This window comes from Rhizobium gallicum bv. gallicum R602sp (genome assembly GCF_000816845.1).
Lineage (GTDB): Bacteria > Pseudomonadota > Alphaproteobacteria > Rhizobiales > Rhizobiaceae > Rhizobium > Rhizobium gallicum.
In genome coordinates this window covers 289530-313760 of sequence record NZ_CP006880.1, presented here as the reverse complement: position 1 = coordinate 313760, position 24231 = coordinate 289530, and the positions used below count along the sequence as shown (strand labels likewise).

The 24231-nt window shown below is 59.8% G+C and carries 22 protein-coding genes, 1 pseudogene and 1 riboswitch; of the genes and pseudogenes, 19 read left to right on the top strand and 4 right to left on the bottom strand.

The annotated features are described in order from the left end of the window. Window positions 1-98 precede the first annotated feature (98 nt). The 16 genes and pseudogenes from RGR602_RS24820 to RGR602_RS37615 all read left to right on the top strand — a co-directional run bounded on the left by RGR602_RS24820 (window position 99) and on the right by RGR602_RS37615 (window position 19508). Window positions 99-1577, top strand: coding sequence for an ABC transporter substrate-binding protein (locus RGR602_RS24820; RefSeq protein ID WP_040114718.1), 1479 nt, complete (start codon window positions 99-101; stop codon window positions 1575-1577). Window positions 1578-1650: 73 nt separating this feature from the next. Then, window positions 1651-2610, top strand: a complete 960-nt coding sequence (locus tag RGR602_RS24815) for a carbohydrate ABC transporter permease (protein WP_040114717.1) — start codon at window positions 1651-1653, stop codon at window positions 2608-2610. Next, the gene (locus RGR602_RS24810; RefSeq protein ID WP_040114716.1) at window positions 2607-3497 is read left to right on the top strand and encodes a carbohydrate ABC transporter permease; all 891 of its coding nucleotides are present in this window, start codon (window positions 2607-2609) and stop codon (window positions 3495-3497) included. Before RGR602_RS24815 ends, RGR602_RS24810 begins: the two co-directional genes overlap by 4 nt. Before the next feature lie 10 nt (window positions 3498-3507). Further along, on the top strand, window positions 3508-4605 hold the full coding sequence (locus tag RGR602_RS24805; RefSeq protein ID WP_040114715.1) for an ABC transporter ATP-binding protein: 1098 nt from the start codon (window positions 3508-3510) through the stop codon (window positions 4603-4605). A 33-nt stretch (window positions 4606-4638) separates the two neighbouring features. Then, window positions 4639-5802, top strand: a complete 1164-nt coding sequence (locus tag RGR602_RS24800) for a mandelate racemase/muconate lactonizing enzyme family protein (protein ID WP_040114714.1) — start codon at window positions 4639-4641, stop codon at window positions 5800-5802. Between the two features lie 21 nt (window positions 5803-5823). Further along, window positions 5824-6570 (top strand): ribonuclease activity regulator RraA, encoded by a 747-nt coding sequence (locus RGR602_RS24795; protein ID WP_040114713.1) that lies wholly within the window; start codon window positions 5824-5826, stop codon window positions 6568-6570. Window positions 6571-6671: 101 nt separating this feature from the next. Beyond that, window positions 6672-6836: pseudogene (locus tag RGR602_RS39900) on the top strand (hypothetical protein); the annotation flags it as partial. 358 nt (window positions 6837-7194) lie between these two features. Continuing rightward, a complete protein-coding gene (locus tag RGR602_RS24790) occupies window positions 7195-8964 on the top strand; it encodes an adenylate/guanylate cyclase domain-containing protein (protein ID WP_040114712.1) in 1770 nt (589 codons plus the stop codon). Between the two features lie 568 nt (window positions 8965-9532). Then, window positions 9533-9643, top strand: a riboswitch (guanidine-I (ykkC/yxkD leader). A 77-nt stretch (window positions 9644-9720) separates the two neighbouring features. Beyond that, window positions 9721-10794 (top strand): putative urea ABC transporter substrate-binding protein, encoded by a 1074-nt coding sequence (locus RGR602_RS24780; protein WP_040114710.1) that lies wholly within the window; start codon window positions 9721-9723, stop codon window positions 10792-10794. 69 nt (window positions 10795-10863) lie between these two features. After that, a complete protein-coding gene (locus tag RGR602_RS24775) occupies window positions 10864-11682 on the top strand; it encodes an ABC transporter permease (protein WP_040114709.1) in 819 nt (272 codons plus the stop codon). Next, entirely contained in the window at window positions 11679-12500 is an 822-nt protein-coding gene (locus tag RGR602_RS24770; RefSeq protein ID WP_040114708.1) for an ABC transporter ATP-binding protein, read from the top strand. The genes RGR602_RS24775 and RGR602_RS24770 overlap by 4 nt, the downstream gene beginning before the upstream one ends. Beyond that, window positions 12500-13321: an urea amidolyase associated protein UAAP1 gene (locus RGR602_RS24765; protein WP_040114707.1), complete on the top strand. Its 822-nt coding sequence runs from the start codon at window positions 12500-12502 to the stop codon at window positions 13319-13321. The genes RGR602_RS24770 and RGR602_RS24765 overlap by 1 nt, the downstream gene beginning before the upstream one ends. An 11-nt stretch (window positions 13322-13332) precedes the next feature. Next, on the top strand, window positions 13333-13995 hold the full coding sequence (locus RGR602_RS24760) for an urea amidolyase associated protein UAAP2 (RefSeq protein WP_040114706.1): 663 nt from the start codon (window positions 13333-13335) through the stop codon (window positions 13993-13995). 2 nt (window positions 13996-13997) lie between these two features. Further along, window positions 13998-17534: an urea carboxylase gene (uca, locus tag RGR602_RS24755; RefSeq protein WP_040114705.1), complete on the top strand. Its 3537-nt coding sequence runs from the start codon at window positions 13998-14000 to the stop codon at window positions 17532-17534. Between the two features lies 1 nt (window position 17535). Further along, window positions 17536-19350, top strand: a complete 1815-nt coding sequence (atzF, locus tag RGR602_RS24750; RefSeq protein ID WP_040114704.1) for an allophanate hydrolase — start codon at window positions 17536-17538, stop codon at window positions 19348-19350. A gap of 17 nt (window positions 19351-19367) precedes the next feature. Then, window positions 19368-19508, top strand: coding sequence for a hypothetical protein (locus RGR602_RS37615; protein ID WP_203226229.1), 141 nt, complete (start codon window positions 19368-19370; stop codon window positions 19506-19508). A gap of 133 nt (window positions 19509-19641) precedes the next feature. Here RGR602_RS37615 and RGR602_RS38805 read toward each other — a convergent pair whose 3' ends face one another. Then, complete coding sequence (locus tag RGR602_RS38805) at window positions 19642-19896, bottom strand: excisionase family DNA-binding protein (RefSeq protein WP_223844141.1); 255 nt, start codon at window positions 19894-19896, stop codon at window positions 19642-19644. On the opposite strand from RGR602_RS38805, the gene RGR602_RS38800 reads away from it, so the two are divergent. After that, a complete protein-coding gene (locus RGR602_RS38800) occupies window positions 19887-20150 on the top strand; it encodes a hypothetical protein (RefSeq protein WP_223844171.1) in 264 nt (87 codons plus the stop codon). The two genes, RGR602_RS38805 and RGR602_RS38800, sit on opposite strands and share 10 nt — an antisense overlap. Here RGR602_RS38800 and RGR602_RS24740 read toward each other — a convergent pair. Next, the gene (locus tag RGR602_RS24740) at window positions 20116-20568 is read right to left on the bottom strand and encodes a VOC family protein (RefSeq protein WP_040114703.1); all 453 of its coding nucleotides are present in this window, start codon (window positions 20566-20568) and stop codon (window positions 20116-20118) included. The two genes, RGR602_RS38800 and RGR602_RS24740, sit on opposite strands and share 35 nt — an antisense overlap. A 401-nt stretch (window positions 20569-20969) precedes the next feature. Between RGR602_RS24740 and gcvA the strand changes: the two genes are divergently transcribed. After that, entirely contained in the window at window positions 20970-21857 is an 888-nt protein-coding gene (gene gcvA / locus RGR602_RS24735; protein ID WP_040114702.1) for a transcriptional regulator GcvA, read from the top strand. A gap of 358 nt (window positions 21858-22215) precedes the next feature. Here the strand turns inward: gcvA and RGR602_RS24730 are convergent, their stop codons facing one another. Beyond that, window positions 22216-22629 (bottom strand): PIN domain-containing protein, encoded by a 414-nt coding sequence (locus tag RGR602_RS24730; protein ID WP_040114701.1) that lies wholly within the window; start codon window positions 22627-22629, stop codon window positions 22216-22218. Further along, window positions 22626-22874, bottom strand: coding sequence for a type II toxin-antitoxin system VapB family antitoxin (locus tag RGR602_RS24725; RefSeq protein WP_040114700.1), 249 nt, complete (start codon window positions 22872-22874; stop codon window positions 22626-22628). The genes RGR602_RS24730 and RGR602_RS24725 overlap by 4 nt, the downstream gene beginning before the upstream one ends. 347 nt (window positions 22875-23221) lie before the next feature. Here RGR602_RS24725 and RGR602_RS24720 point away from each other — a divergent pair, with 347 nt between their 5' ends. Then, window positions 23222-24211 (top strand): AraC family transcriptional regulator, encoded by a 990-nt coding sequence (locus RGR602_RS24720; protein WP_082046679.1) that lies wholly within the window; start codon window positions 23222-23224, stop codon window positions 24209-24211. Window positions 24212-24231 lie beyond the last annotated feature (20 nt).

Genomic DNA, 24231 nt, shown 5'->3' with positions numbered 1-24231 from the left:
AAGGTCAAAGGGATACATTGGGTGGAAAATCCCGCGACCGGGGAGCAAAGACCGCTCGCTTCGACGCAGAGCGGCATGGGAGAACCTGGAGGATACCTATGACGAGGATTTCACTCGGCGGTGCCATCCTGCGCGGCACTGTCTCGACTGCTTTGATGGTATCGTTGACGTCTGCGTCTGCGCTGGGCGCGCCGGTCGACTTGAGCAAGTGGTCGCCGCAATATGTGCGCTCCATTGCCGGCACACAGGATTTTGACACGGCGGCCGATTGCGCCAAGGTCACCCCGCTCGACTACAAGGGGCGACTGACTTTCTGGTATCAGGGCGTGTTCGAGGGTGACCCCGACCTCCTGCGCCAGTATTACAAGGATTTCTTCGCGACCTTCCGCAAAACCTATCCAAACATCCAGCTTGAGGAACAAGCCCTCACCTATAACGACCTTCTGGACAAGTTCCGGACCGCGCTCCTTGGCAATGCAGCGCCCATGGCGGTCCGCCTGCAAATCCTGGGCGGCACCGAGTTCGCCTCAAAGGGCTATTTGCAGCCGCTCAAACCCGAGGATGTAGGATATGCGACCGAGGATTTCTGGCCCGGCGCAATGAAGGCTGTAACCTGGGAGGACGTGACCTACGGCATTCCAACCAACAACGAGACGATGGCGTTCATCTGGAATGCCGACATCTTCAAGCGTGCAGGCCTTGATCCGGACAAGGCCCCAGCAACTTGGGATGACGTCGTCAAGTATTCCAAGCAGATCCACGACAAGCTCGGCATTGCCGGTTACGGCCTCGTGGCTCGCAAAAATGCCGGCAATACGCCTTACCGCTTCATGCCGCAGCTGTGGGCCTATGGCGGCGGCGTCTTCGACGAGGCCACCGCCGACCCGACCTATAAGGAGGTCAAGCTCGATAGCCCGCAGAGCAAGGCGGCTTTGCAAGCCTCCTACGATATGTATGTTCGTGACAAGTCGGTACCGGTTTCGGCGCTTACGAACCAGCAGGCAGACAACCAGCCCCTTTTTCTGGCTGGCCAGCTCGGCATGATGATCTCGCATCCATCTGATTACGACGTTATGCTCGACCTGCAGAAAAAGGCGACGGACACGGACAAGGAAAAGGCGCAGACCGTTATCGACAACATGCGGTACGGCTTGATCCCGACTGGTCCCGACGGCAAGCGTGCCGTGGTATTTGGCGGCTCAAACATTCACATCCTCAAGCCCGAATATGTGGAGGGCGGCAAGGTAGATGAGCCGGCGGCGAAAGCTATCATCTGCATGTGGACGAGCCCCGAATGGTCACTGAAGATGGCTTATGCCGGCTCGAACCCGGGAAACCTCAACGGATTCAAGACAAAATGGATGAAGGAACGCCTGGACAACATCAAGTTCCTTGATGTCACGACCTCGATGCTGCCTTACGGCATTCCGTTCCCGGCACTGCCACAGTCCCCCGAGATCATGAACATCATCATCCCGGACATGCTCCAGAATGCTCTGACTGGGGCCATGACCGTCGAGCAGGCAGCGGACGACGCGGCCAAGAAGGTCAAAGAGCTGATGGACGGTGGGCTCTAGTCCAAGTCCGACGATCTGACCGGCTGCGCATCGATCGCAGCCGGTTTTGTTCCCAAGGATGAGGCTCTGCACAGTGACGATCTTGACTGGGAAGGCCGAGGTTACCCGACGACTGCAACCCGACGGGTCCGGCGTGCTGCGAAAGATCTGGGAGCATCGCGCTGACTACGCATACGTGCTTCCTGCGATCGCCGTGATGCTCATCGTCATAGCCTACCCTATTTATTACACGATCGAGCTGTCGCTCTTCAACACACCGCCTGGCCTGCAGCTTCGGGACAAGATTTTCGTCGGCCTCGACAACTACACCGCCATCCTCAAAAGTCCGGTGTTCTGGACGGTTACGTCGAACACTCTTATCTGGACAGCGGGATCGACTTTCATCTCGTTTGTCCTGGGGTTCGCTTGCGCCCTCGCACTTCATCGTGACTTTGCCGGCCGCGCCATCCTGCGCGCCGTCCTGATCATTCCCTGGGTTATCAGCGCGGTTGCCGCGTCCTATATCTGGAAATGGATCTACCATTCGGACTTTGGGATCATTGGCGCGGTGCTGGTTGGCCTGGGATTGAGCGATCGGCCGCCGAATTTCATCGACAGCGTCAGCACAGTGCTGCCCTCGCTGATCGTCGTGAATATCTGGCGAGAGTTTCCGTTCGCCATGATCATGATGATGGCTGGCCTGCAGACGGTTCCCGACCAGTTGCTGCGCGCCGCAAAAGTCGACGGAGCCAACGCATGGCAGCGGTTCTGGCACGTCACCTTTCCACACCTGAGAAACGTCTCGACGGTGACGATCCTTCTGCTGGCAGTGGCCAACTTCAATTCTTTCATCATCCCCTGGATCATGACCGGCGGCGGGCCGTCGAATGCATCGCATATCTGGATCACCCACATTTACGAACTCGCCTTCGGCCGCCAGCGCTGGGGGGTGGCATCGGCCTATTCGGTGCTGCTGTTCCTGATCCTGATGTCGCTCGGTTACTTCTACGTCCGCGCGCTGAGCGGCAACGAACAGAAGGATGGGAGCGAATGAGCACGATTGCCGAGACTACTCCTCCAGGCCAGGCGCGTCGCCGCATCCGCATCGATGGGTGGCGGTGGGGCGGACGCATCTTTCTTGTGTTCATGTTGCTTTACACCGCATTACCAATGATCTGGATGCTGATCACCTCGATCAAGTCCGGCTTCGCGGCCTTGCAATTCCCGCCGCAATGGTGGCCGGACCAACCCACCCTTGCCAGCTACCAGAAACTGCTCGATCCGCAAAACAGCGTCGGCCAGGACTTCCTTCGTTTCTTCTGGAACAGCCTTTTCGTCTCCACTGCCACGACTATCCTTTCGGTCATCGTGGCGGTTCCTGCGGCCTACGCGTTTTCCCGCTTCACCTTCCCGGGCCGGAACTTTCTGTTCTTCGCCGTCTTGCTTCGCAATATGTTCCCGGCGGTGATCTTTCTCGTGCCGCTCTTCATCCTGATGCGCGCGATCGGGCTGGTGAACACGCATGGGTCGCTCATCCTCACTTACCTCACATTCGGCCTGCCGCTGGCAATCTGGCTCCTCAAGGGCTTCTACGACAACATCCCGGTGCAACTCGAGCAGGCCGCGCGCATCGACGGGGCAACGCGGTTCCAGGCCTTTGTCCTGATCGTGATGCCGCTCTCGGCGCCGGGAATCATCGCCACGGCGATCTATTCCTTCATCGGCGCGTGGAACGAGTACATCTACGCCTACACCTTCCTCTCCAAGAACGAGCAGCTGACACTGCCGGTCGGCATCCAGCGCTTCTTCTCGGAAAATACGACGGACTTTCCGGGCCTGATGGCGGCCAGCTTTATGATGAGCGTGCCCGTCGTGGTTCTGTTCCTCGTCCTGCAACGATACTTCGTACGCGCCCTAACAGAAGGCGCAGTCAAGAACTAGGGAGTTGCCGGTGGCCCACGTGGTCCTCAAAAATCTTGTCAAGACCTATGGCAGTTTCAAAGCTGTCAACGATGTTTCGCTGACGGTCAATGACGGCGAATTTGTTGCGCTCGTCGGCCCTTCAGGCTGCGGTAAGACAACCACGCTCAATCTTGTAGCGGGGCTGATCCCCATCACATCTGGCGACATCGTCATCGGGGATCGGGTGGTCAACGACCTCGACCCCAAGGACCGGGACATCGCAATGGTGTTCCAGAACTACGCGCTCTATCCGCAAAAATCGGTCTATAAAAATCTGGCTTTCCCGCTGCAGATGCGCAAACTGCCAAGGGACGAGATCGACAAGAAGGTCAGGGAAGCAGCGCGAGTGCTCGACATGACGCAGCTGCTCGAGCGCAAGCCGCGCGAACTTTCGGGCGGGCAACAGCAGCGCGTGGCCCTGGGCCGTGCCCTCGTTCGCGATCCGGCGGTATTCCTGATGGATGAACCACTCTCCAACCTCGACGCAAAGCTGCGCGTGCAGATGCGGTCGGAGATCAAGCGTTTCCATCAGGACCTCAAGGCGACGATCATCTACGTGACGCACGACCAGCTCGAAGCGGTAACCATGGCCGACAGAATGGCGGTGATGAACGGCGGCTACCTGCAGCAATACGACTCGCCGGCGCAGGTCTTTGCCCATCCGGTGAACATGTTCGTCGCCAGCTTCGTCGGCAGCCCGGCGATGAGCCTTGTTCCGCTGGAGACATCAACGGAAAGCGGCAACACTGTGTTGACCAGCGCGGAGGGCTGGCGCCTCGATCTTTCGCCAAACAACGCGCAGAAGGTCGCGAGGGCAACCACCAAGAAAGTCGTGCTCGGCGCACGTCACTCGACGATCAAGCTGCACAAGAGTGCGGTGCCAGGGAGCATTCCTGCCAAGGCCTACACTGTGGAGCCGACCGGAGACGTCACCTTCGTTCAGGCGTTTCTGTCTGGCGCCATCATCAACGTCAGCGTGCCGCCGACCATTGCCGTCGCGCCCGACGAACAGATTTGGCTCGAGTTCGACCAGGAGCGGATGCATCTGTTCGACGGCGAAACAGAAATGGCCCTTAAGGCCAACTGAGACAGAGCCGATGCGTCTGAAACGAGGGTGTGGATGACTAAGAAGCTTAAGATCAGCGCTATCAAGCCCTATCCGGTATGGGTAGGAACGCGCAACCAGATGCTGGTCAAGGTCGAGACCGACAACGGCATCTTCGGATGGGGCGAGAGCGGCTTGAGCGGTCGCGAGAAGGCTGTGGTCGGCGCGATCGAGCACTATCGCGAGTTTCTCATCGGCCGCGACCCGATGCAGATTGGTCGGATCTGGCAAGAAGTTTATCGCAGCCAATACTTCGAAGGCGGGCGCGTTCTGCAGGCGGCGATTTCCGCCATCGATATTGCCCTTCATGACATCAAGGGCAAGGCGCTGGGGGTGCCGGCCTACGAACTGCTCGGCGGCAAGCAGCGCGACCGCATTCCGACCTTCGCCTCGACCGGTGACGAGGCCGAGGGCGATGTTGCCATCGAACGAGCCCGCGAATTACGCGCACAAGGCTGGCAGGCGATCCGCTTCTTCCCCATCGGGCAAAACAGCAAGGACATCTTTGAGCCGCGCCAGTCGATCGGCGCTACCGCAACTATGCTAAACAAGGCGCGCGAGGCGCTGGGCGACGACGTCGTCCTCGGCATCGACTATCACCATCGACTGTCGGTGGCAGAGGCGGCGAGCTTCTGTAGCAAGCTCGGCCGTGGCGTGCTTGATTTCCTCGAGGAGCCGATACGAGACGAGACGCCGGAGGCCTACGAATCCCTGCGCACGATGACCGACATCCCGTTCGCCATCGGCGAGGAATTTGCCAGCAAGTGGCAGTTCCTTCCCTACATCGAGCGTGGCATCCATCAGTTCAACCGGCTCGATGTTTGCAATGTTGGCGGGCTCACCGAAGCGATGAAGGTCGCTGGTTGGAGCGAGGCGCACTACGTGGACCTGATGCCCCATAATCCCCTCGGCCCAGTCTGCACGGCCGCGACCATCCATCTCGCCGCCGCGGTACCGAATTTCGCTTGGCTCGAGACCAGGGCGCCCGAAGCAAACCTGGGCTTCGATAATTCCGAATTCTTCCCCGTGCAACCACGGCTTGACGGCCCCGACTATCCGGTCAGCGATCTGCCAGGGCTCGGCGTCGAGGTCAACGAAGAGGCGGTCGAGGCGGAGAGCTTTCGTTTCTGGGAAGCGCCTCACCTGAAGCGCCGCGACGGTTCTGTCACAAACTGGTAGTTTCATCCACCGGAGCCTAGAATGATGCATACGCCCGACATTACGCGACCGCCCAAAGAGCTGATCGACGCACTGAAGGAAATCGGCGCCGCGACGGTTTCCGGCACGCTTGGCCACATGGGCTTCCGCAATCCGCACATGGTCGGTCCCGTGCCGCAGAATCGCGGGAAGTCGATCGTCGGGTCGGCCCTGACGCTCCAATTCATGCCGCAGCGGCCGGACCTCTTCACCGAGGGAGAATATGCAGATCCGGAGACGCAGTTGCACCGCCATGTTCTTTATCACGTGCAGGAGGGCGATGTGGTCGTGGTCGACGCGCGCGGCGACATGAGCTCGGGCGTCTTCGGCGACATGATGTCGACGTATTTCAAAGGCAGAGGCGGTGCCGGCATCGTGATCGATGGGTGCATGCGCGATCGGCCCAATGTCGAGAAGCTGGATCTCCCTCTATGGCTGCGTGGCTGGACGCCCAACTATCATGTGCAGACCAGCATCTATCCCAACGCCGTCAACGTTCCGATTGCCTGCGGCGGTGTCACGGTAGTCCCCGGAGACATCATCGTCGCCGACGATGACGGGGTGGTGGTGCTTCCAGTCGCAATGGCCTCGCAGGTAATCGAAGAATCGCAAAAGCATCACGATTGGGAGGAGTTCTCTCGGCTGAAGCTCATGGAAGGCGGGTCGTTGCAGCGCTACTATCCGCTGCATGACGATGCCCGCGGAGAGTACGAAGAGTGGCGCAAAACAAACCGTCCGGGAACAACTTAGCCAATGGATTACCCTAGGCGGGCGGCGAACTTTCTGGGATATCGCCGGCGTCTACACAAAAAGCGCTAAGCCGAATTTCGCCGTCGGCGCCGCGGGGCGGCGCCCGCGACATGCTCGGAGGCAACGGCATCTACGGCGAATTCGGCATCGCCCGTCATCTCGTCAACCTGGAAGTGTCGGCTACATGCCAGTTACCTTCGGATCTGGAACGATCTGGGCCACCTTTGCTATTGCAAAGTAGTGCAGCAACCCTGCGCGGCTTATAGTGGATGATACTTGGCGAGCTTGTTAGAAAGCGCCTCCAGCTCCCGGTGCTTCTGGCTAATCTGCTTGCCGACAGTCATCTCCGTGCTCGACTACTCTAAGGGTTTCGGCCACACAGATCTCGTCACCTGCTCAGTGTTCCCCAAACATGAGTGTGGGGCCGGCGTCCCCTGTCACCCTCGAAGGCTGTAGATCCGGCCCGTCAAGCGCGCCTCGCGATCGGTGTTCAGCATCGTGAGCTTTCAGGCATGAGGCTGAACAGATGGCGAGCCTGGATCTCACCCACCGGCACGCTGGAACACCGAACTTTCCTCCTTCCCTGTGTCTTCGTGTTATTATGGCGACTAGGGAGATGGCTCGATGAGCGAGAACCGGAAGCTAGCCGCGATCCTGGCTGCCGACGTGGTCGGGTACAGCCGGCTGACTGGCGCAGACGAAGAACGTACCTTGGCGAGGTTGCGGGCACTGCGCAGCGACCTGATCGATCCGACCATCGCCGTGCACAACGGACGCGTGATCAAACGCACAGGGGACGGGGCGCTGGTCGAGTTCCGCAGTGTGGTAGACGCCGTGCGCTGCGCCATGGAAGTGCAGAATGGCATGCTCGAGCGCAACGCCGGCGTGCCGCAGGAGCGCCGCATCGAGTTCCGGATCGGAATTCACCTCGGCGACGTAGTCGAGGAAAGCGACGGTGATCTAATGGGTGACGGCGTCAACATCGCGTCGCGTTTGGAGGGCGTCGCGGCGCCTGGCGCCATCTGCCTATCCGAGGATGCCTATCGTCAGGTCAAGGCGCGGCTTGACCTCTCAGTCAGCGATCTCGGCAACACGAAGCTCAAGAACATCGCCGAGCCGATCCGGGTGTATTCGCTGCGTGTCGGCACCGCCGAGGCAAAGGCAACCGCGAATTCCGAATCCGCGACAAGTCGGCTGGCGACGGTACCGCCGCCGAAGCTGTCGATCGCCGTGCTACCCTTCGCCAACATGAGCGGTGATGTCGAGCAGGAGTATTTCGCCGATGGAATCTCGGAAGACATCATCACGGCTCTCTCAAAGCTCCCACAGCTCTTCGTCATCGCCCGCAATTCGTCGTTTACCTTCAAGGGCAAGAACGTCCACGTGCAGGAGGTCGGCAGAAACCTCGGTGTACGCTACGTGCTGGAAGGCAGCGTCCGTAGATCCGGCAATAGGGTACGGATCACCGCCCAGCTTATCGACGCAGCCTCGGGTGGCCATCTGTGGGCGGAGCGCTTCGATCGCGACCTGACCGACATATTCGCAGTTCAGGACGATGTCACTCAGCAGATCGTGGATGCGCTGGCCATCAATCTGACGGAAGGCGACCGGCAGCGGATGGCGCCAGAACACACTGGCAACGTGGAGGCTTATGACTATTTCCTACGTGGCCGAGAGCTGTGGCACCGGTTGACGAAGGAGACGAACATCGCCGCCCGGGATCTTTTGCAACGTGCAATCGAGCTGGACCCGAATTTCGCCTCAGCCCACGCGTTTCTGGCCCTTACCCACGTACTCGACTACTTGAACGGATGGAGCCCGTCACCGCCGAGTTCGCGCGAGCAAGCGGAAGAGCTTGCGAGGCGGGCGGTAGCGCTGGATGATCGCGATCCTAGGGCGCACTGGGCGCTGAGTATCGTCGAATTGTATTCGCGACGGCACGACATGGCCATCAGCGAGGCCCAGCATGCGATAATCCTCAATCCGAACTTCGCTGAAGGGCACGTCAGCCTCGGCGAGGCGCTGTACTACTCGGGCAGGCCCGACGAGGCGCTCAAGCATTTCGATGAGGCGAAGGTCTTGAACCCTTACTTTCCCGATGTGCTCCTGCACTTCCAGGCATTGGCGTCGTTTCAACTAGGAAGGTACGAACAGGCAGTTGGCTTGCTGAAAGAGCGGCTGACCCGCAATCCCGTTACCGATGTTTCTCGCGCGCTTCTGGCTTCCAGTTATGGCCATCTGTGCCGTTTCGACGAGGCCCGCGCAGCTTGGCAGGAGGTGCTCCGGGTCAATCCCGACTATTCCCTGGAATACCGTCGCAAAGTGCTGCCCTACAAGAACCCAGCGGATTTCGAGTTGGTGGTCGACGGGCTTCGCAAGGCCGGCTTGGCGTAACTGCGCACCAGGGGAATACCCGGTTTCAACCTTCTGCAGCCACTGCGCAGCCGCGTGGCGCAAGAGGAATGGCTCAAACGTGCAATGCGCGCCACGCTGACTCCGAAGGAGCAGGCTGAGCGTCTCGCCGCAGCCTGAACTCATCGGCCGACTCACCGTTTATGACGATGACGTTGGCCAATCTTACAAGCGGAGCATCATGTAAACGCGACAGGTTACTTTCGCCACAGATCAGCCGATTCGAGAACGCTGAATCCTATAAGTTGACGGCGACGGGCACGTTCATCGCGAGAAACGATTTCAGGCCCCAGTGTTGCAATCTGACTCCGCAAGCGACGGAGGCCCTCTGCATGGAACTCAAGATCTCGTGGAACGATTACCGGAGCGCCGCCTAATCAGATGTCGGTATTGTTTAAGAGTGACGCCCTTCTCTGATGACTTTTGAGGCAGGGCGCGCCCAAGGAATGGGCAAGCGCATGCAGCTTACGCGGCCAAGGCTTTTGTTTTCGGAAACATTTAAGCAAAATCATATCTTAACAATTGGCACGCAGCTTGCGTGTGGAGTCATAGAGTTGGTGGCTAGGGTTCCGGCGCTTTCAAAAAGCGCGCTGGTCCGAGAGCTACCACCGGTTGGGGAGACATCCCGCCGGGTGCACGGCGGGAGAAAAGCCCGGGAGACCTCGTTAGCCAAGGGATTGGCGGTGCGATGGTCTATGCCAATCCCTTTTTTGAAGAAAAGCAAAAAGGGGAATTTCTATGCAGACTTTTTCGAAAATGCTCTCCATCACCGCGCTGGCGGCTTCGCTGGCTTTCAGCACAGCGTCAACCGCATTCGCGACGCCGAAAACCGACTTCAAGGTCGCCTGGTCGATCTATGTCGGCTGGATGCCGTGGGGTTACGCAGCTGACAAGGGCATCGTGAAGAAATGGGCTGATAAGTATGGCATCACGATCGAAGTCACCCAGTTCAACGATTACGTCGAGTCGATGAACCAATACACCGCCGGCGCTTTCGACGCTGTAACACTCACCAACATGGACGGTCTCTCTATTCCGGCAGCCGGCGGTGTTGATACGACGGCCGTCATCGTCGGCGACTTCTCCAACGGCAACGACGCTGTCATCCTCAAGGACAAAGCAAGTCTTTCTGATCTAAAGGGCCAGAACGTCAATCTTGTCGAGTTTTCGGTCTCGCACTATCTGCTCGCCAGGGCGCTTGAAAGCCTCAAGCTCACAGAACAGGATGTGAAGGTTGTCAACACCTCCGATGCCGACATGGTCGGCGCCTACAAGACGGCGGATGTCTCGGCAGTCGTAACCTGGAACCCACTCGTTGCGACCATTCTCGAAGATCCCTCGGCCAAGAAGGTTTTCGACAGCTCGCAAATCCCCGGCGAGATCGTCGACCTGATGGTCGCCAATACTGACGTGCTGAAGGACAATCCGGATTTCGGCAAGGCGCTCGCCGGCATCTGGTACGAGACAGCGGCGCTTATGACCGCGGAAACCGACGATGGCAGGGCGGCGCGCGAAGCGATGGGCTCCGCGTCAGGAACCGATCGGAAGGGCTTTGAAGCCCAGGTTGCCGCCACCAAGTTGTTCGACAGGCCAGCCGACGCGGTGGCGTTTACGGTGTCGCCGAGTCTGCCGAAGACGATGGATCGCGTACGCAACTTCCTTTTCGAAAAAGGGTTGCTCGGCAGCGGCGCCGCGTCGGCAGATGTCATTGGCATTGAAATGCCGGACGGCAAGGTTCTCGGCGACAACGGCAACGTCAAGCTGCGCTTCATGGAAACCTATATGAAGGCCGCGGCCGACGGTTCGCTCTGAGCATCGCACCGGTCGGCGGTGCGGGGTCTCCGCACCGCCTTCTTCCCCTTTATCAGCGGAGCCATATCCATGCGCTGGATTAACACCAGGCCGAGCCGGGGTGCGCAGCTTGCCCTCATGCTTCTTCCCTTCGTGCTGCTGATCGTCGCCTACGCGGCGGGATCGGCGGCGCGCCTCGCCGAAAACGCCAATGACAAGCTGTTACCCAATCTTGTGGGGTTTGCCGAGGCCATCAACCGGCTGGCATTTCTGCCGGATGTGCGCACAGGCGACTATCTGCTGTGGTCCGACACGGCCGCGAGCCTGATCCGGCTTTTCGCAGGTCTCGGCATTTCGACCGTGACGGCGCTGCTGATCGGCATGGCGATTGGCATGCTGCCCTATTTGCGTGCGCTGCTCGCCCCGCTCGTTGCGGTGATATCGATGGTGCCACCACTGGCGCTGTTGCCCATTCTCTTCATCGTCATGGGTCTTGGCGAAGCCTCAAAAATCGCACTGATCGTCATCGGTGTCGCACCGATCATGGTCCGCGATCTGGCCTTGAAGGCGCTGGAGCTTCCACGCGAGCAGATCGTCAAGGCCGAGACGCTGGGCGGGTCGTCATGGCAGATCGCGCTTCGCGTCGTGCTGCCACAGATACTTCCGCGACTAATCACCTGCGTGCGGCTGCAGCTCGGTCCTGCCTGGCTCTTCCTCATTGCCGCGGAAGCGATTTCCTCGGATTCCGGGCTCGGCTACCGCATCTTCCTCGTCCGGCGTTACCTTTCCATGGACGTGATCTTTCCTTATGTCGTCTGGATCACTCTGCTTGCCGTCATGACTAACTTCGTCCTCGACCGTATCCGCATCGCCGCCTTCCCTTGGTCCGAATTGGAGAAGCAGGGATGAGCGAGCTGATCATCAAGAATGTCTGGAAGGAATACGGCGATCAGATCGTGCTGGAAAAGGTATCGCTGACCGTCGCGTCCCGCGCATTCGTCGCACTCGTCGGGCCCTCGGGCTGCGGCAAGTCGACCTTCCTGCGCATGCTGCTTGGCCAGGAACAGCCGACCAGGGGCACGATCCTGCTCGATGGCGAACTGCTGTCTGCCGAACCGGGTCCGGATCGCGGCGTCGTCTTCCAACGCTATTCGGTCTTTCCGCATCTTACGGTGCTCGCCAATGTCCTGCTCGGCAAGGAATTGATGGCCTCGAAATTCAAGGCAAAGCTTTTCGGCGCGGCGCGGCGGGCGGCTATCGGGGAAGCACGGCAGCTTATCGCGGAAGTCGGCCTTTCCGGGGCGGAAACCAAATATCCGGCGCAGCTTTCCGGCGGCATGCAGCAACGGCTCGCCCTGGCACAGGCGCTGATCATGAAGCCCAAGGTCCTGCTTCTCGACGAGCCCTTCGGCGCGCTCGATCCCGGCATGCGCGCCGAGATCCACACACTCATGAAACGGCTTTGGGACGAAACGCAGATGACTGTCGTCATGGTTACCCATGACATGCGAGAGGCCTTCACGCTCGCTACCCGTGTCGTCGCCTTCGAGCGCCCGCGCGACCGACCGGAGGAGAAGCAGCGCTACGGCGCCACTATCACACGGGACATTTCCATATGGCCGCCGCGGCTTGCCGGCCAGAATTCGATCTACGGCCCCGACCGGGACGACCCGGTCGTTTCCCTGGGGCAATACCGGGACGGCCCGGCACCATCAGGAGAAAAGTGATGATGCATATCCGACGTTCGCCCGAAGAAATCGCCGCCAATCGCGCGCGCTACGAGGACCATCAGAAGAAGGGCCTGGAATTCGCGCCCAAGGCATTGCCGGCCCCCAGTCCGCTGCCGGCGCTGCCGATCTCGGCCGATGCGATCATCCATCAGGAGACCATTCCGGGCAGTTGGTACTGGTCCACGAAATTGCTGCGCGGGGAAGCGATCCGCATCGATCAGGCCGAGAGCAATTCGACCGTGGCACTGGTCGCCTGGAACGCCCATGACACCAGTGAGCGGATCAACCTGGTCGACACGGTCAAGATGCAGTGGACGACGGCGCTCGGCAAGGGCCGGGTGATATTCTCCGATATGGGGCGGGTGATGTTCTCGCTGATCGAGGACAGTTCCGGCGCCAATGACTGCCTGATGGGCGGTTCGACGGCCGCCTCGAATGCGGCCAAATATCCCGGTGTGAAAACCCGCAATACCCGCGACAACCTCATTCTTGTTGCCTGCAAGCTCGGGCTCGACCGGCGAGACATTGCCGGCGTGCTCAATCTTTTTGCCCCCGTCAGCGTCGATTATGCTGGCGGCTTCGCATGGCGCGGCAAGCGCTCCAACAGCGGCGACTATGCCGAATTACGCGCCGAGATGGACATGCTGGTCGGTTTTTCCAATTGCCCGCATCCGCTCGATCCGGACCCGATCTACCAGCCGAAGCCGGTGATCGTCACCCGCTTCCGTGCTGCGGCGCCAGCGGCCGATGATCTCTGCCGCACGGCAACTGCCGAAGCCATCCGCGGCTTTCAAAACAATACGATGATGCTGGCGTAAGGGAGAGAACCATGACCGATTTCGCCCCAACCTGCCCTCCCCGCAGCCTCGAAAATGCTGTCGAGGATCACTTCATCCCTGCCGAAGCCTCGTGGTCGGGCGTCGTCCGCAAAGGCCAGACGATCCGCATTGAGGACAGTTATGGCCAGCAAGCGATCGATACGCTGTTCTACCGCGCCGATGATTTTGCCGAGCGCTACTCCAACCAGGATACGATGCGCGCTCAGACCGGCGCCTATGTCGGCATCGGCACGAAACTCATCTCCAACGAAGGCAATGTCATGCTGACCATGACGGCCGACAGCTGCGGCCGGCATGACACATCGGCCGGCGCCTGCTCCTGCGAGAGCAATACGGTGCGCTTCGGCCACGGCGCGAAATACCTCCATGCCTGCCGCGACAATTTCGTGCTCGAAATTTCGAAACACGGGATGAGCAAGCGCGACATCGTGCCGAACATAAACTTCTTCATGAACGTGCCTATCAGCCCCGACGGAAAGATGACCATCGTCGACGGCATCTCTGCACCAGGCGACTATGTCGAACTGGTGGCCGAGATGGATGTGCTCTGCGTCATCTCCAACTGCCCCCAGATCAACAATCCCTGCAACGGCTTCGATCCGACGCCAATCCGCGTGCTCATCTGGGATGCTGTTACGCACATCGGGGCCTGAGCATGTTCAAAAAGGTCCTTATCGCCAATCGCGGCGAGATCGCCGTCCGAATCATCCGGACATTGAAGACAATGGGCATCGCCTCCGTGGCCGTCTATTCCGACGCCGACCGGTTCGCCATGGCAACGCGTCTGGCTGATGAAGCCATGCACCTTGGCCCCTCGCCAGCCGCCGAAAGCTATCTGAACATCGATGCCGTCATCGCCGTCTGCAAGGCGACGGGTGCAGAGGCGGTGCATCCGGGGTATGGTTTTCTATCGGAAAACATCGGGTTTGCCGAACGGCTCGCCTCTGAAGGCATTGCCTTCATCGGTCCGCGCCCGGAGCATCTCTCTGCCTTCGGGCTTAAACACACCGCACGCGAGCTGGCGAAATCGAGTGGTGTTCCGCTTCTGCCGGGCAGCGGCCTTCTAGAAAGCGCCGAAAGCGCTCTTACCGCAGCCGAAACGCTCGGCTATCCCCTTATGCTGAAATCGACGGCCGGCGGAGGCGGCATCGGCATGCAGTTATGCGCGGATGCCGCAGCGCTCAAGTCGGCCTTCGAGAGCGTACAGCGCACTGCGCGCGCCAGCTTCGGCGACGCCCGCGTCTATATCGAACGCTTCGTCGCCGATGCCCGCCACGTCGAGGTGCAGATTTTCGGCGACGGAAAAGGCAAGGTCGTGGCGCTCGGCGAGCGGGATTGTTCTTTGCAGCGTCGCAGCCAAAAGGTCGTTGAGGAAACGCCAGCACCGGGCCTTTCGCCTGCGACACGGGCGCGGCTGCACAAGGCGGCGATCGATCTGGGTAGATCGGTGTCTTATGCCTCGGCCGGCACGGTCGAATTCATCTACGATCCGGCGCGAGAGGAGTTCTACTTCCTTGAGGTCAACACGCGGCTGCAGGTGGAGCATCCGGTCACCGAAGCCGTCTTCGGCATCGATCTCGTCGAGTGGATGATCCGGCAGGCCGCAGGCGAGGATGTGCTTTCGGGCGCCGAGCTCCTGATGCCCAGGGGCGCTGCGATCGAAGTCCGTGTCTATGCCGAGATGCCGCACGCCGACTTCCGGCCGAGTGCCGGCCTGCTGACGGAGGTCTTGTTTCCCGAAGGCGCCCGCACCGACCACTGGATCGAAACAGGCACGGAAGTGACGCCATTCTACGACCCGATGCTGGCAAAGCTGATCGTAAAAGCGGAAGACCGCGCGGCGGCGATCACAAAACTTCAGGCAGCCCTTGCCGCGACGTCGATCACAGGGATCGAGACCAATCTCGACTATCTTCGGGAAATCGCCACTTCCGAGCTTCTCGCGAGCGGCAAGGTGGCAACTACGGCACTACGCGATTTTGCCTTCGTGCCGGATGTCATCGAAGTCCTGTCGCCGGGGGCGCAGTCCAGTCTCCAGGAACTGCCCGGTCGCCTCGGCCTCTGGCATGTCGGCGTGCCGCCGAGCGGGCCGATGGACGACCGCTCCTTCCGCCATGCCAATCGTCTTGTCGGTAACGATGACACGACCGCTTCGCTGGAGCTGACCGTGTCCGGTCCAACGCTGCGGTTCTACACCGATACGGTGATTGCGCTCGCGGGATCGCACATGCCGATGACCTGCGAAGGTAAACAGCTGCCGCATGACACGGCTGTGACAATTCATGCGGGGCAGGTGCTCTCCATCGGGACCATCGAGGGCCACGGCCAGCGCGCCTATCTCGCGGTCGCAGGGGGCCTTGCAGCCCCCCTTGTGCTCGGCTCACGTGCTACCTTCGGTCTTGGCCAGTTCGGCGGCAACGCCACCGGCGCGCTCAAAACCGGACATGTACTGCACCTTGCGCGACAAGTGCCTGCCACGCCGGCGGAGCCTGCAAGCGAACCTGCCGAACTCACGCGCGAATGGAGCGTCGGCGTCCTGTACGGGCCCCATGGTGCACCGGATTTCTTTCAACCGGGCGACATCGACACCTTGTTCTCTACCGCCTACGAGGTGCATTTCAACAGTGCCCGCACCGGCGTACGCCTGATTGGCCCAGCGCCAAAATGGGCGCGCAGCGACGGTGGCGAGGCGGGTCTTCACCCATCCAACCTGCATGACAATGCCTATGCGATCGGTGCGATCGACTTTACCGGCGATATGCCGATCATCCTCGGCCCTGATGGTCCGAGCCTCGGCGGTTTCGTGTGCCCGGCGGTGATTGCCCGTGACGAGCAGTGGAAAATGGGGCAATTCAAACCGGGTGACACGATCCGCTTCCGGCCCGTCAAACCTGCGGAAGACCCGATTGCCGGACCGGCGATCCACAATCCCGTCGATGCGGGCTCGGCGATCATCGGGCGTCACGACGATGGACCCGTCTCCGTCGTCTACCGCCGGCAGGGCGAGGACAATCTGCTGGTCGAATACGGTCCTATGACACTCGACATCGCGCTTCGGTTGCGCGTACATGTCCTGATGCAGGCAGTTTTGTCAGCCAGCTTGCCTGGTATGATCGACCTCACGCCCGGCATACGCTCGCTGCAAATTCACTATGATGGCACGACATTGACACGGCGCCGCCTACTTGGCCTGTTGGCCGAGATCGAGGCCACGCTGCCGTCGCCTCATGATGTCAAAGTGCCGAGCCGCATCGTACATCTGCCGCTGTCGTGGAATGATCCCGACGCGGAGCTCGCGATGCGCAAATATCAGGAACTGGTGCGGCCCAACGCGCCCTGGTGCCCATCGAATATCGAATTCATCCGCCGCATCAATGGGCTGGCCGACGAGCGGGCGGTGCGCGACATCATCTTCAATGCCAGCTATCTCGTGCTCGGACTTGGCGACGTCTATCTCGGCGCGCCGGTGGCGACCCCGATCGATCCCCGCCATCGGCTGGTGACGACGAAATACAATCCGGCCCGCACCTGGACACCCGAAAATGCCGTCGGTATCGGTGGCGCCTATATGTGCATCTACGGCATGGAGGGTCCGGGCGGCTATCAGCTCTTCGGCCGCACCATTCAGGTCTGGAACACCTGGCGGCACACGCCCGAATTCGCCAAGGGCAAGCCGTGGCTGCTCGATTTCTTCGACCAGATCCGCTTCTTCCCTGTCAGCCACGGGGAACTGACGGAGGCCCGCGCCGCCTTCCCGCATGGCGGCTATCCGGTGAAGATCGAGGAAACGGAATTCTCCTATCCTGCCTATGAGAAAGAACTGCAGGCGAATGCCGTGTCGATCAACCGCTTTAAGGCGACGCAACAGGCGGCTTTCGACGCCGAGCGGCAAAGTTGGAAGGACACCGGTCTCGACAGCTTCGTCAGCGACGAAAGTCTCGGAGAAAGCCTTGATGGCGATATTCCAGCGGGCTGCTTCGGCGTCGCTAGCAGCGTTCCGGGCAATATCTGGAAACTCATGGTGGAGCCGGGAGCGACCGTTGCTGCCGGCGAGACGGTTGCCATCATCGAATCCATGAAAATGGAAATCAAGGTCACTGCCCACGCCGCCGGACGTGTCCACGATCTGCGTGCCGGGCCTGGTCGAAATATCAAAGCCGGCGATATCATCGTCGTTCTGGAGAACTGCTGAAATGCTGCCGATTATTCTCGATCTTTCAAGCCTTCGCGCCGCCTATCAATCCGGCCTCACACCGCTCGATCTCGTTGAGGACATAATCGCGCGGCGCGCCGCCTGCAAAGACCCGGCGATTTTTATCACCGCCACGCCGGATGAGGACCTGCGCTCTGCCGCTCGTGACCTGCTGGTACGTGCACCCGAGCCAAACAGTCTGCCGCTCTGGGGCGTGCCCTTCGCGGTGAAGGATAACATCGACGCTGCGGGCCTGCCGACGACGGCTGCCTGCCCTGCCTATGCCTATCATCCAGACGAGGATGCAACGGTCGTTGCTCGCCTGAAGGCAGCAGGCGCCATTGTCATCGGCAAGACCAACCTCGACCAGTTTGCCACCGGGCTCAACGGGACGCGGTCCCCTTTTGGCGCGCCGCGCTCGGTCTTCGATCCGGCCTATGTATCGGGCGGCTCAAGTTCCGGTTCGGCCGTTGCCGTCGCTTCAGGTCTCGCCGGTTTCGCGCTCGGCACCGATACGGCAGGCTCCGGCCGCGTGCCGGCCGCTTTCAACAATCTCGTCGGCATCAAGCCGACGCCTGGTCTGGTGCCGAATGTCGGCGTCGTGCCGGCCTGCCGCAGCGTCGATGTCGTCACCGTCTTCGCCGCCACCGTGGGCGATGGCGTGGCGATCCGCAAAGTGATGGAAGGCTATGACGCTGCCGATCCCTTTTCGCGCGAAGCCGCCCCCGCAAACCTGCCCGCGTCCGGCCTCAGGATCGGCGTGCTCGACGGTGCCGAACGGGAATTCTTCGGCAACCAGGATGTCGAGGCGCTTTATGACGCGGCCATTGAACGCGCCAAGTCGTTGGGTGCCATCATTGTCCCCTTCGACTATGCACCGTTCCGGCAGGCGGCCGAGCTGCTCTACAATGGGCCTTGGATCGCCGAGCGATTGGCGGCTGTCAAGGACTTCATGACGAGCAACGCGGATGATTTCGACCCGACTGTACGCACGATCATCGAAGGCGCCAAGGCCTATGACGCTGTCGCCGCTTTCGAGGGCAAATACAAGCTCGAAGCGCTGCGGCAGAAGACGAAGGTTGAGTGGACGAAGGTGGACATCCTGCTGCTACCGACCTCCCCCACCACCTATACGGTCGAGGAGATGCTGGCTGATCCGATCGTGAAGAACGGTCATTTCGGACGCTACACGAACTTCGTCAATCTCTACGACTATGCAGCAATTGCTATTCCGGCAGGTTTTGGTCGCAATGGTCTGCCCGGCGGCGTGACGCTGATCGGCCCGACGTTTACCGATGATGCGCTCGCCTCGTTTGCTGACGCCATGCACCGGGCGCTTGGCTCTGGCATGGGCAAGGACAAGACAGCATCGCTGCCTGAAGAAAGCCGAGTTGCACCGCCCGACGACGGCTTTGTTCCGATCGTTGTCGTCGGTGCACATCTGACAGGCATGCCGCTCAATCACGAACTGACCGGACCGGGCGGATATCGCCTGAAAACCTGCCGGACCGCCGGTGATTACCGCCTCTTCGTGCTGCCGAACAGCCTACCCCCGAAACCCGGCCTCGTGCGCGAACCAGGCTTCGCCGGCAATGGCCTCGAGGTCGAAGTCTGGGCGCTATCGCCCGCCGCGTTCGGCAATTTCGTCCAGAAGATTCCAGGGCCGCTCGGCATCGGAAAAATAACCCTCGAAGACGGCAGCAGCATCTCCGGTTTCCTCTGTGAGGCTCATGCCGTCATCGGCGCCGAAGAAGTAACCAAACTTGGTGGCTGGCGGGCCTACATCCGCACAAAAAGCTCAATCTCAACCGCGTAGCAAGGGAAGCAACAAACATGACAAGATTGCTCGGAGATATGCTTCGCCTATTCCGCGAGGGACTGCTTGCCCGCACGGTCGCCATCGGCATGCAGCATCGCAATTCGGCACTCATCGACAGAGGTACGCGGACCTGCCTAAAAGATCAGGAACAATGATTTTACCGCAAAGCAAAACTTTTGCATGGCCAGGTTCGGACCCGCGACCCTACGTTGGCTATGGGGTAAGGTCTCCTGGCATCTCAAAAGAAAGCCCTCTGGCGGGACTCTTTACAGGACCGATAGAACATATTCAGGTTCCCGGGGGAAGGACGCTTGGTCCCGAGCTCATAGCCACCTGTATCCTCGCCGAGCGATGCCAGCCGATCCAATGCTGACCTGACCTCCACTTAGCACCTCGGGGTGCCTTGAATGCCGCAATTTCCGCTACCCTCAAGCGGCGGTGGCTTCCAACCTTCTCAGCGGGGAGTTCGCCAGCGTCGACCGAGCGGACGAGATATTGCCTGGAACCGTTGAGAATATCCGCCGCAGCCTGCGTTGACAGCACCTCCTCGTCGGGTAGCACCGTCACCGAATGGCCTCAGCGAGAAGCTACGCAGCCTGATACATGACCTCGCCCAACACTTGGGGCAGTTCCAGGCGCTCGCCATCCGCATCAATGACCTGAACGATCCTTGCCGCTTCTTCGAGTTGGCCAGCAATAGCGATGCGACGCGCGCAGCAGCCGACCTCTCGGGTGCCGGAATGGCAATGGACGTGCTGGCGGTCACCCTCGGTAGGCGCGTTCCAGATCCGCAATGATAATCTTCTTCATCCTGTACATCGCCTGAATCACCCGACCGGCCCTTTCCTTATCAGTGTCGGCAATCATCCGGAGCAGAATGGCCGGAGTGACTTGCCAAAAGACGCCGAATTTGTCGGTTAGCCACCCGCATGGCTGTTCCTTTCCGCCATCTGCGGTCAATGCCTTCCAGTAGTAATCGGTCTCTTCCTGGTCGCCCGTTTCCACCAGAAACGAGAACGCCTCGTTGTAGGAGACATGTGAGTTGGCGTTGAGCGCCGCGATGGGAAGACCGGCCAGTTCGGCCCGCACGACCGACAGTTCCGGGTCGGGAAGGTCGATACGCTCGACAATCTTGGAATTCTTGAACACAGCGGCGTAAAATTCCATGGCCTCCTCAGCACGGCCATTGAACCACATATGGGGATAGATCTTCATGGTTTTCTCCTTCGATTGATAAACGGTGCCGCTACGATTGCTTGGTGATCACGGAGCCATCCCAGTCGCGCTCGAAGCCAATGTCGTGCAGCCGATGGTCCGAAAAGTGCTCGATCCGCCGCATGGCCAGGCGACGGCGATACCCCGAGGGCTATGCCTTGGCCGCGCGGCTTGCTGCCCTAAAGCGGGCCAAGATGAAATCGATTACGGGCAAATCATGCATGCGAATATGCCCGCACATATCGATGTTTGCATGAGTTATGTTCACGGCAGAGTCTCCTGTTAGTTCGCTTCCGGCAATGCGGTAAGCAACGTTTCGATGCACAAACATTGAGTGACTTTCGGCTAGACGACAAACGACTTTCAGGGCAGGATTTGTGAGTATTACTCACAGGTACCCCATGACCCGCAAGCTCCCGCCTCTGACCACCCTGCCCGCATTTGACGCCGCAGCTCGGCACCTGAGCTTTACGAAGGCCGCGGGTGAGCTGAATGTGACACACGGTGCAATCAGTCGGGCTGTGCGTAACCTCGAAGAGGTACTGGGCCTTCGCCTGTTCGAGCGCGGGACGCGTTCCGTTCGATTAACGCCCGAGGGTGCCGCCTATTCCGCCGAGATTGCTGCCGCGCTGGATCGAGTCGGTATAGCGACCATGGCGGCCACAGCCAGCAGATCCACAGGTGTTCTCAACGTCAGCACGTCCGACGGTTTCGCTGGGCGATGGCTGGTGCCCCGGCTCCATAAATTTCATCGTGCCAACACGGGCATCGATGTGCGCCTCTCAACGTCCGGTACATTATCCGATTTCATCCGGGACGGAATCGACTTGGCGATCCGTTACGGCGACGGCAATTACGAGAAGGTGGTCTCCGAACTTCTCATGGACGAAGATGTCTCCCCGGTTTGCAGCCCGGAACTCTTAAACGGAAGTCATCCCCTTCGCGGGCCTGAAGACTTGAAATACCACCGACTGATCCACGATAACTTCCGCATCGGCTGGCAGACGTGGCTCCAAGCTGCCGGTCTCTACGGGATCGATCACACAGCAGGTGTGAAATTCGAGTCTGCGGCCTACGCGGTAGAGGCAGCCGTTCAGGGCGAAGGCGTGCTTCTGGGAAGAAGCGCTCTGGTCGCCGCCGACATCGCGGCTGACCGGCTTATCCGCCCATTCGATGTCGCGCTCAAATCGCGATGGAGCTATTACGTCGTCTACCCGGAAGGCGCATTACGGCATCGGAAAGTGAGGGCGTTTCGGGACTGGCTGTTCAGCGAAGTGAGAGCTGGTTGAACCGAGTGCCGGTTTGAAGGTTAGTTCCCTCACGTCTGTTAGCAGCGGATCGATCTCGTACAGCCCGGGTGACCTTCTCCCCAAGTTTTATCCAATTTTGAGTTCGCTCCAGCGGTTTTGACGATGTCCTCTGGTGGGCCGAGCTCTCCGGCGACCGCCTCGTTGATCTCGATGCGCTCCAGAAGTGTGCTTCTGGGGGCGGTTGCGGTCAATCACCTGCAGGCGCTTGCGATTGGTAGGGTTTGAGTGGACGGTGATGCCAGTGCGCATCCTGAAGATCCGCACGCGGGCAAATTCGTTGGGATCCCACAGAGGACTCTTTTGGCGTCATCAAACCCACTCAACGCGTTGCAAGGTTTCAGAAGTCCCACGGTGATATAAGAGAGAGCCCGGTTATCTCGTAGCCAGTGAGATTGCGGGTTGCCAAGCGGCCACCGTTTACCTGGGCAATCGCTGCAATCATACCATCGGGTGCCGACATTCCTCTTCCGTGACGAACAGCATTGCCCATAATTTCACCGTAAGCCAGCGCCGCACCCTCTGTCAGACCGAATATGCGATCAGCAAACCGACGTCGCCAGTCTTGCAGCCCCTGCTCCAGCCGGCCGGCGCGCTGATCCGGCCTGATCTCTTGGATTGCGAAGGCGATTTCGGCGATCGTCACTGTGGGCAGCGCGAGTTCGGCATCGTATCGAACTAGCCAAGCAATCACACCCTCGTTTGGCGCCTTCTTCAAGGTCTCAGAAACAACATTGGTGTCAAGGAAGATCAAAGCTCGGGGCCTCGATGCGGATAGCGATTTTCGCGAACTATTGCTTCCAGATCTACATCTGTTCCGAATTGCGCCACGAGACGGGAATAGAATGTCGAAGCTGGCTCGCGTCCTGCCTCCCGAATCTCATAAGATTCGAGTGCTCGCTCGACCACGTCGGCAATCGAACGATTTTCGCGACGGGCAAGCCGATGGGCCAGATCTCGCGCCTTCGAGCTCCTGACTGAGAGTTGTGGTTCAGCCATATCATTCTCCTTTGCGACTAATATAACGCTATCTTATTCTGCCACCAAGATGGCAGCTGATGGCAGACTATCTTCTTTTGAAACGACGACTTATGCCCAACCCCAAGGCGAGCCGGTATTACCGTCTGCGGATCAGTAGCGCTCGTACTGGTTGCCTTGCTGGGAATCGAACCGACGCGCCCCATGCCTTTCGGACTCGACTTCAATCCATCGGCTGACAGCATGAGAGAGGCCGGTGCTGGCAACGATCACGCTCGAATTCACAGAAAAATACCGCTGCCGGAAGACAATCGCCTCGCGACACGATCGTGCTTGCATGCCAGACGCTCGAGACCTAAATTGGCTAAATGCTTGACCATTCGTCTCGACCGTTGTCGCCGTCAAATATCCCAATGGATGCGCTAAGCGAAGTGCTACAAGACTTTCGCTTGAGTGGCGTCAACTATGGGCGCTGCGAACTCAGACATCCATGGAGCATCGCCTTTCCGCAACAACAGCTACTTCGTTTTCACTTCGTGAGCCAGGGTCCGTGCTGGATCCATACCGAAGCTCAAGGGTGGCAGGAGTTGAACGATGGAGATCTGGTGCTGCTGCCGCAAGGTATCGCGCATCGATTAGCCAGCGCCCCAGATGTTGAGGGCGACTCCCTCAAAAGCTGTCAGATCACAAGATTGGGCAGCAACGTCTGCGAAGTGGTGCGGGAAGGAACGGGCGCGACCAGCACCCTCTTCTGCGGCTCCATGGCTTTGAGCGCGTATGCGCTTAATCCTTTGATCGCCTTGATGCCGCCAATCATCAAAGGCTGCGATGTAGCCGGCAATGACCCGATCGTTGGTCCCCTGCTGACGGCGATGACGGCGGAGGCTTCACAGCCCCAGATGGGCAGCGCAACCGTCCTTTCGCGTATGGCAGACTTGCTCGCAGCTCGGCTTATCCGCTGTTGGGTAAATTGCAGCGGCGCCTCGACCACCGGCTGGCTCGCCGCCATCCGCGACCCCCACATCGGTCGTGTGTTGGCAGCCATGCACCGGGACCCCGGCCACAACTGGACCCTCGAAAGCCTCGCGGCCGTGGCAGGCCAGTCGCGCTCGATCTTTGCCGAGCGCTTCAGCGCTATCTTAGGAGAAGGCGCGGCACGTTATCTTGGCCGTCTGCGGATGCAGCTTGCCCGCGAGTTGCTTGGCCAAAGCGGCATGTCAGTTGCCGAAGTTGCTTCCCGTTTAGGTTATGAGTCGGAGGCATCCTTCGCTCGCGCCTTCAAGCGCATCACCAGCGTGTCACCGGGCATTGTGCGTCGCACAAGTTCCAGACGAATGGACATGAATTTCGGATTTTAAGACACATATCATCCTAAGAA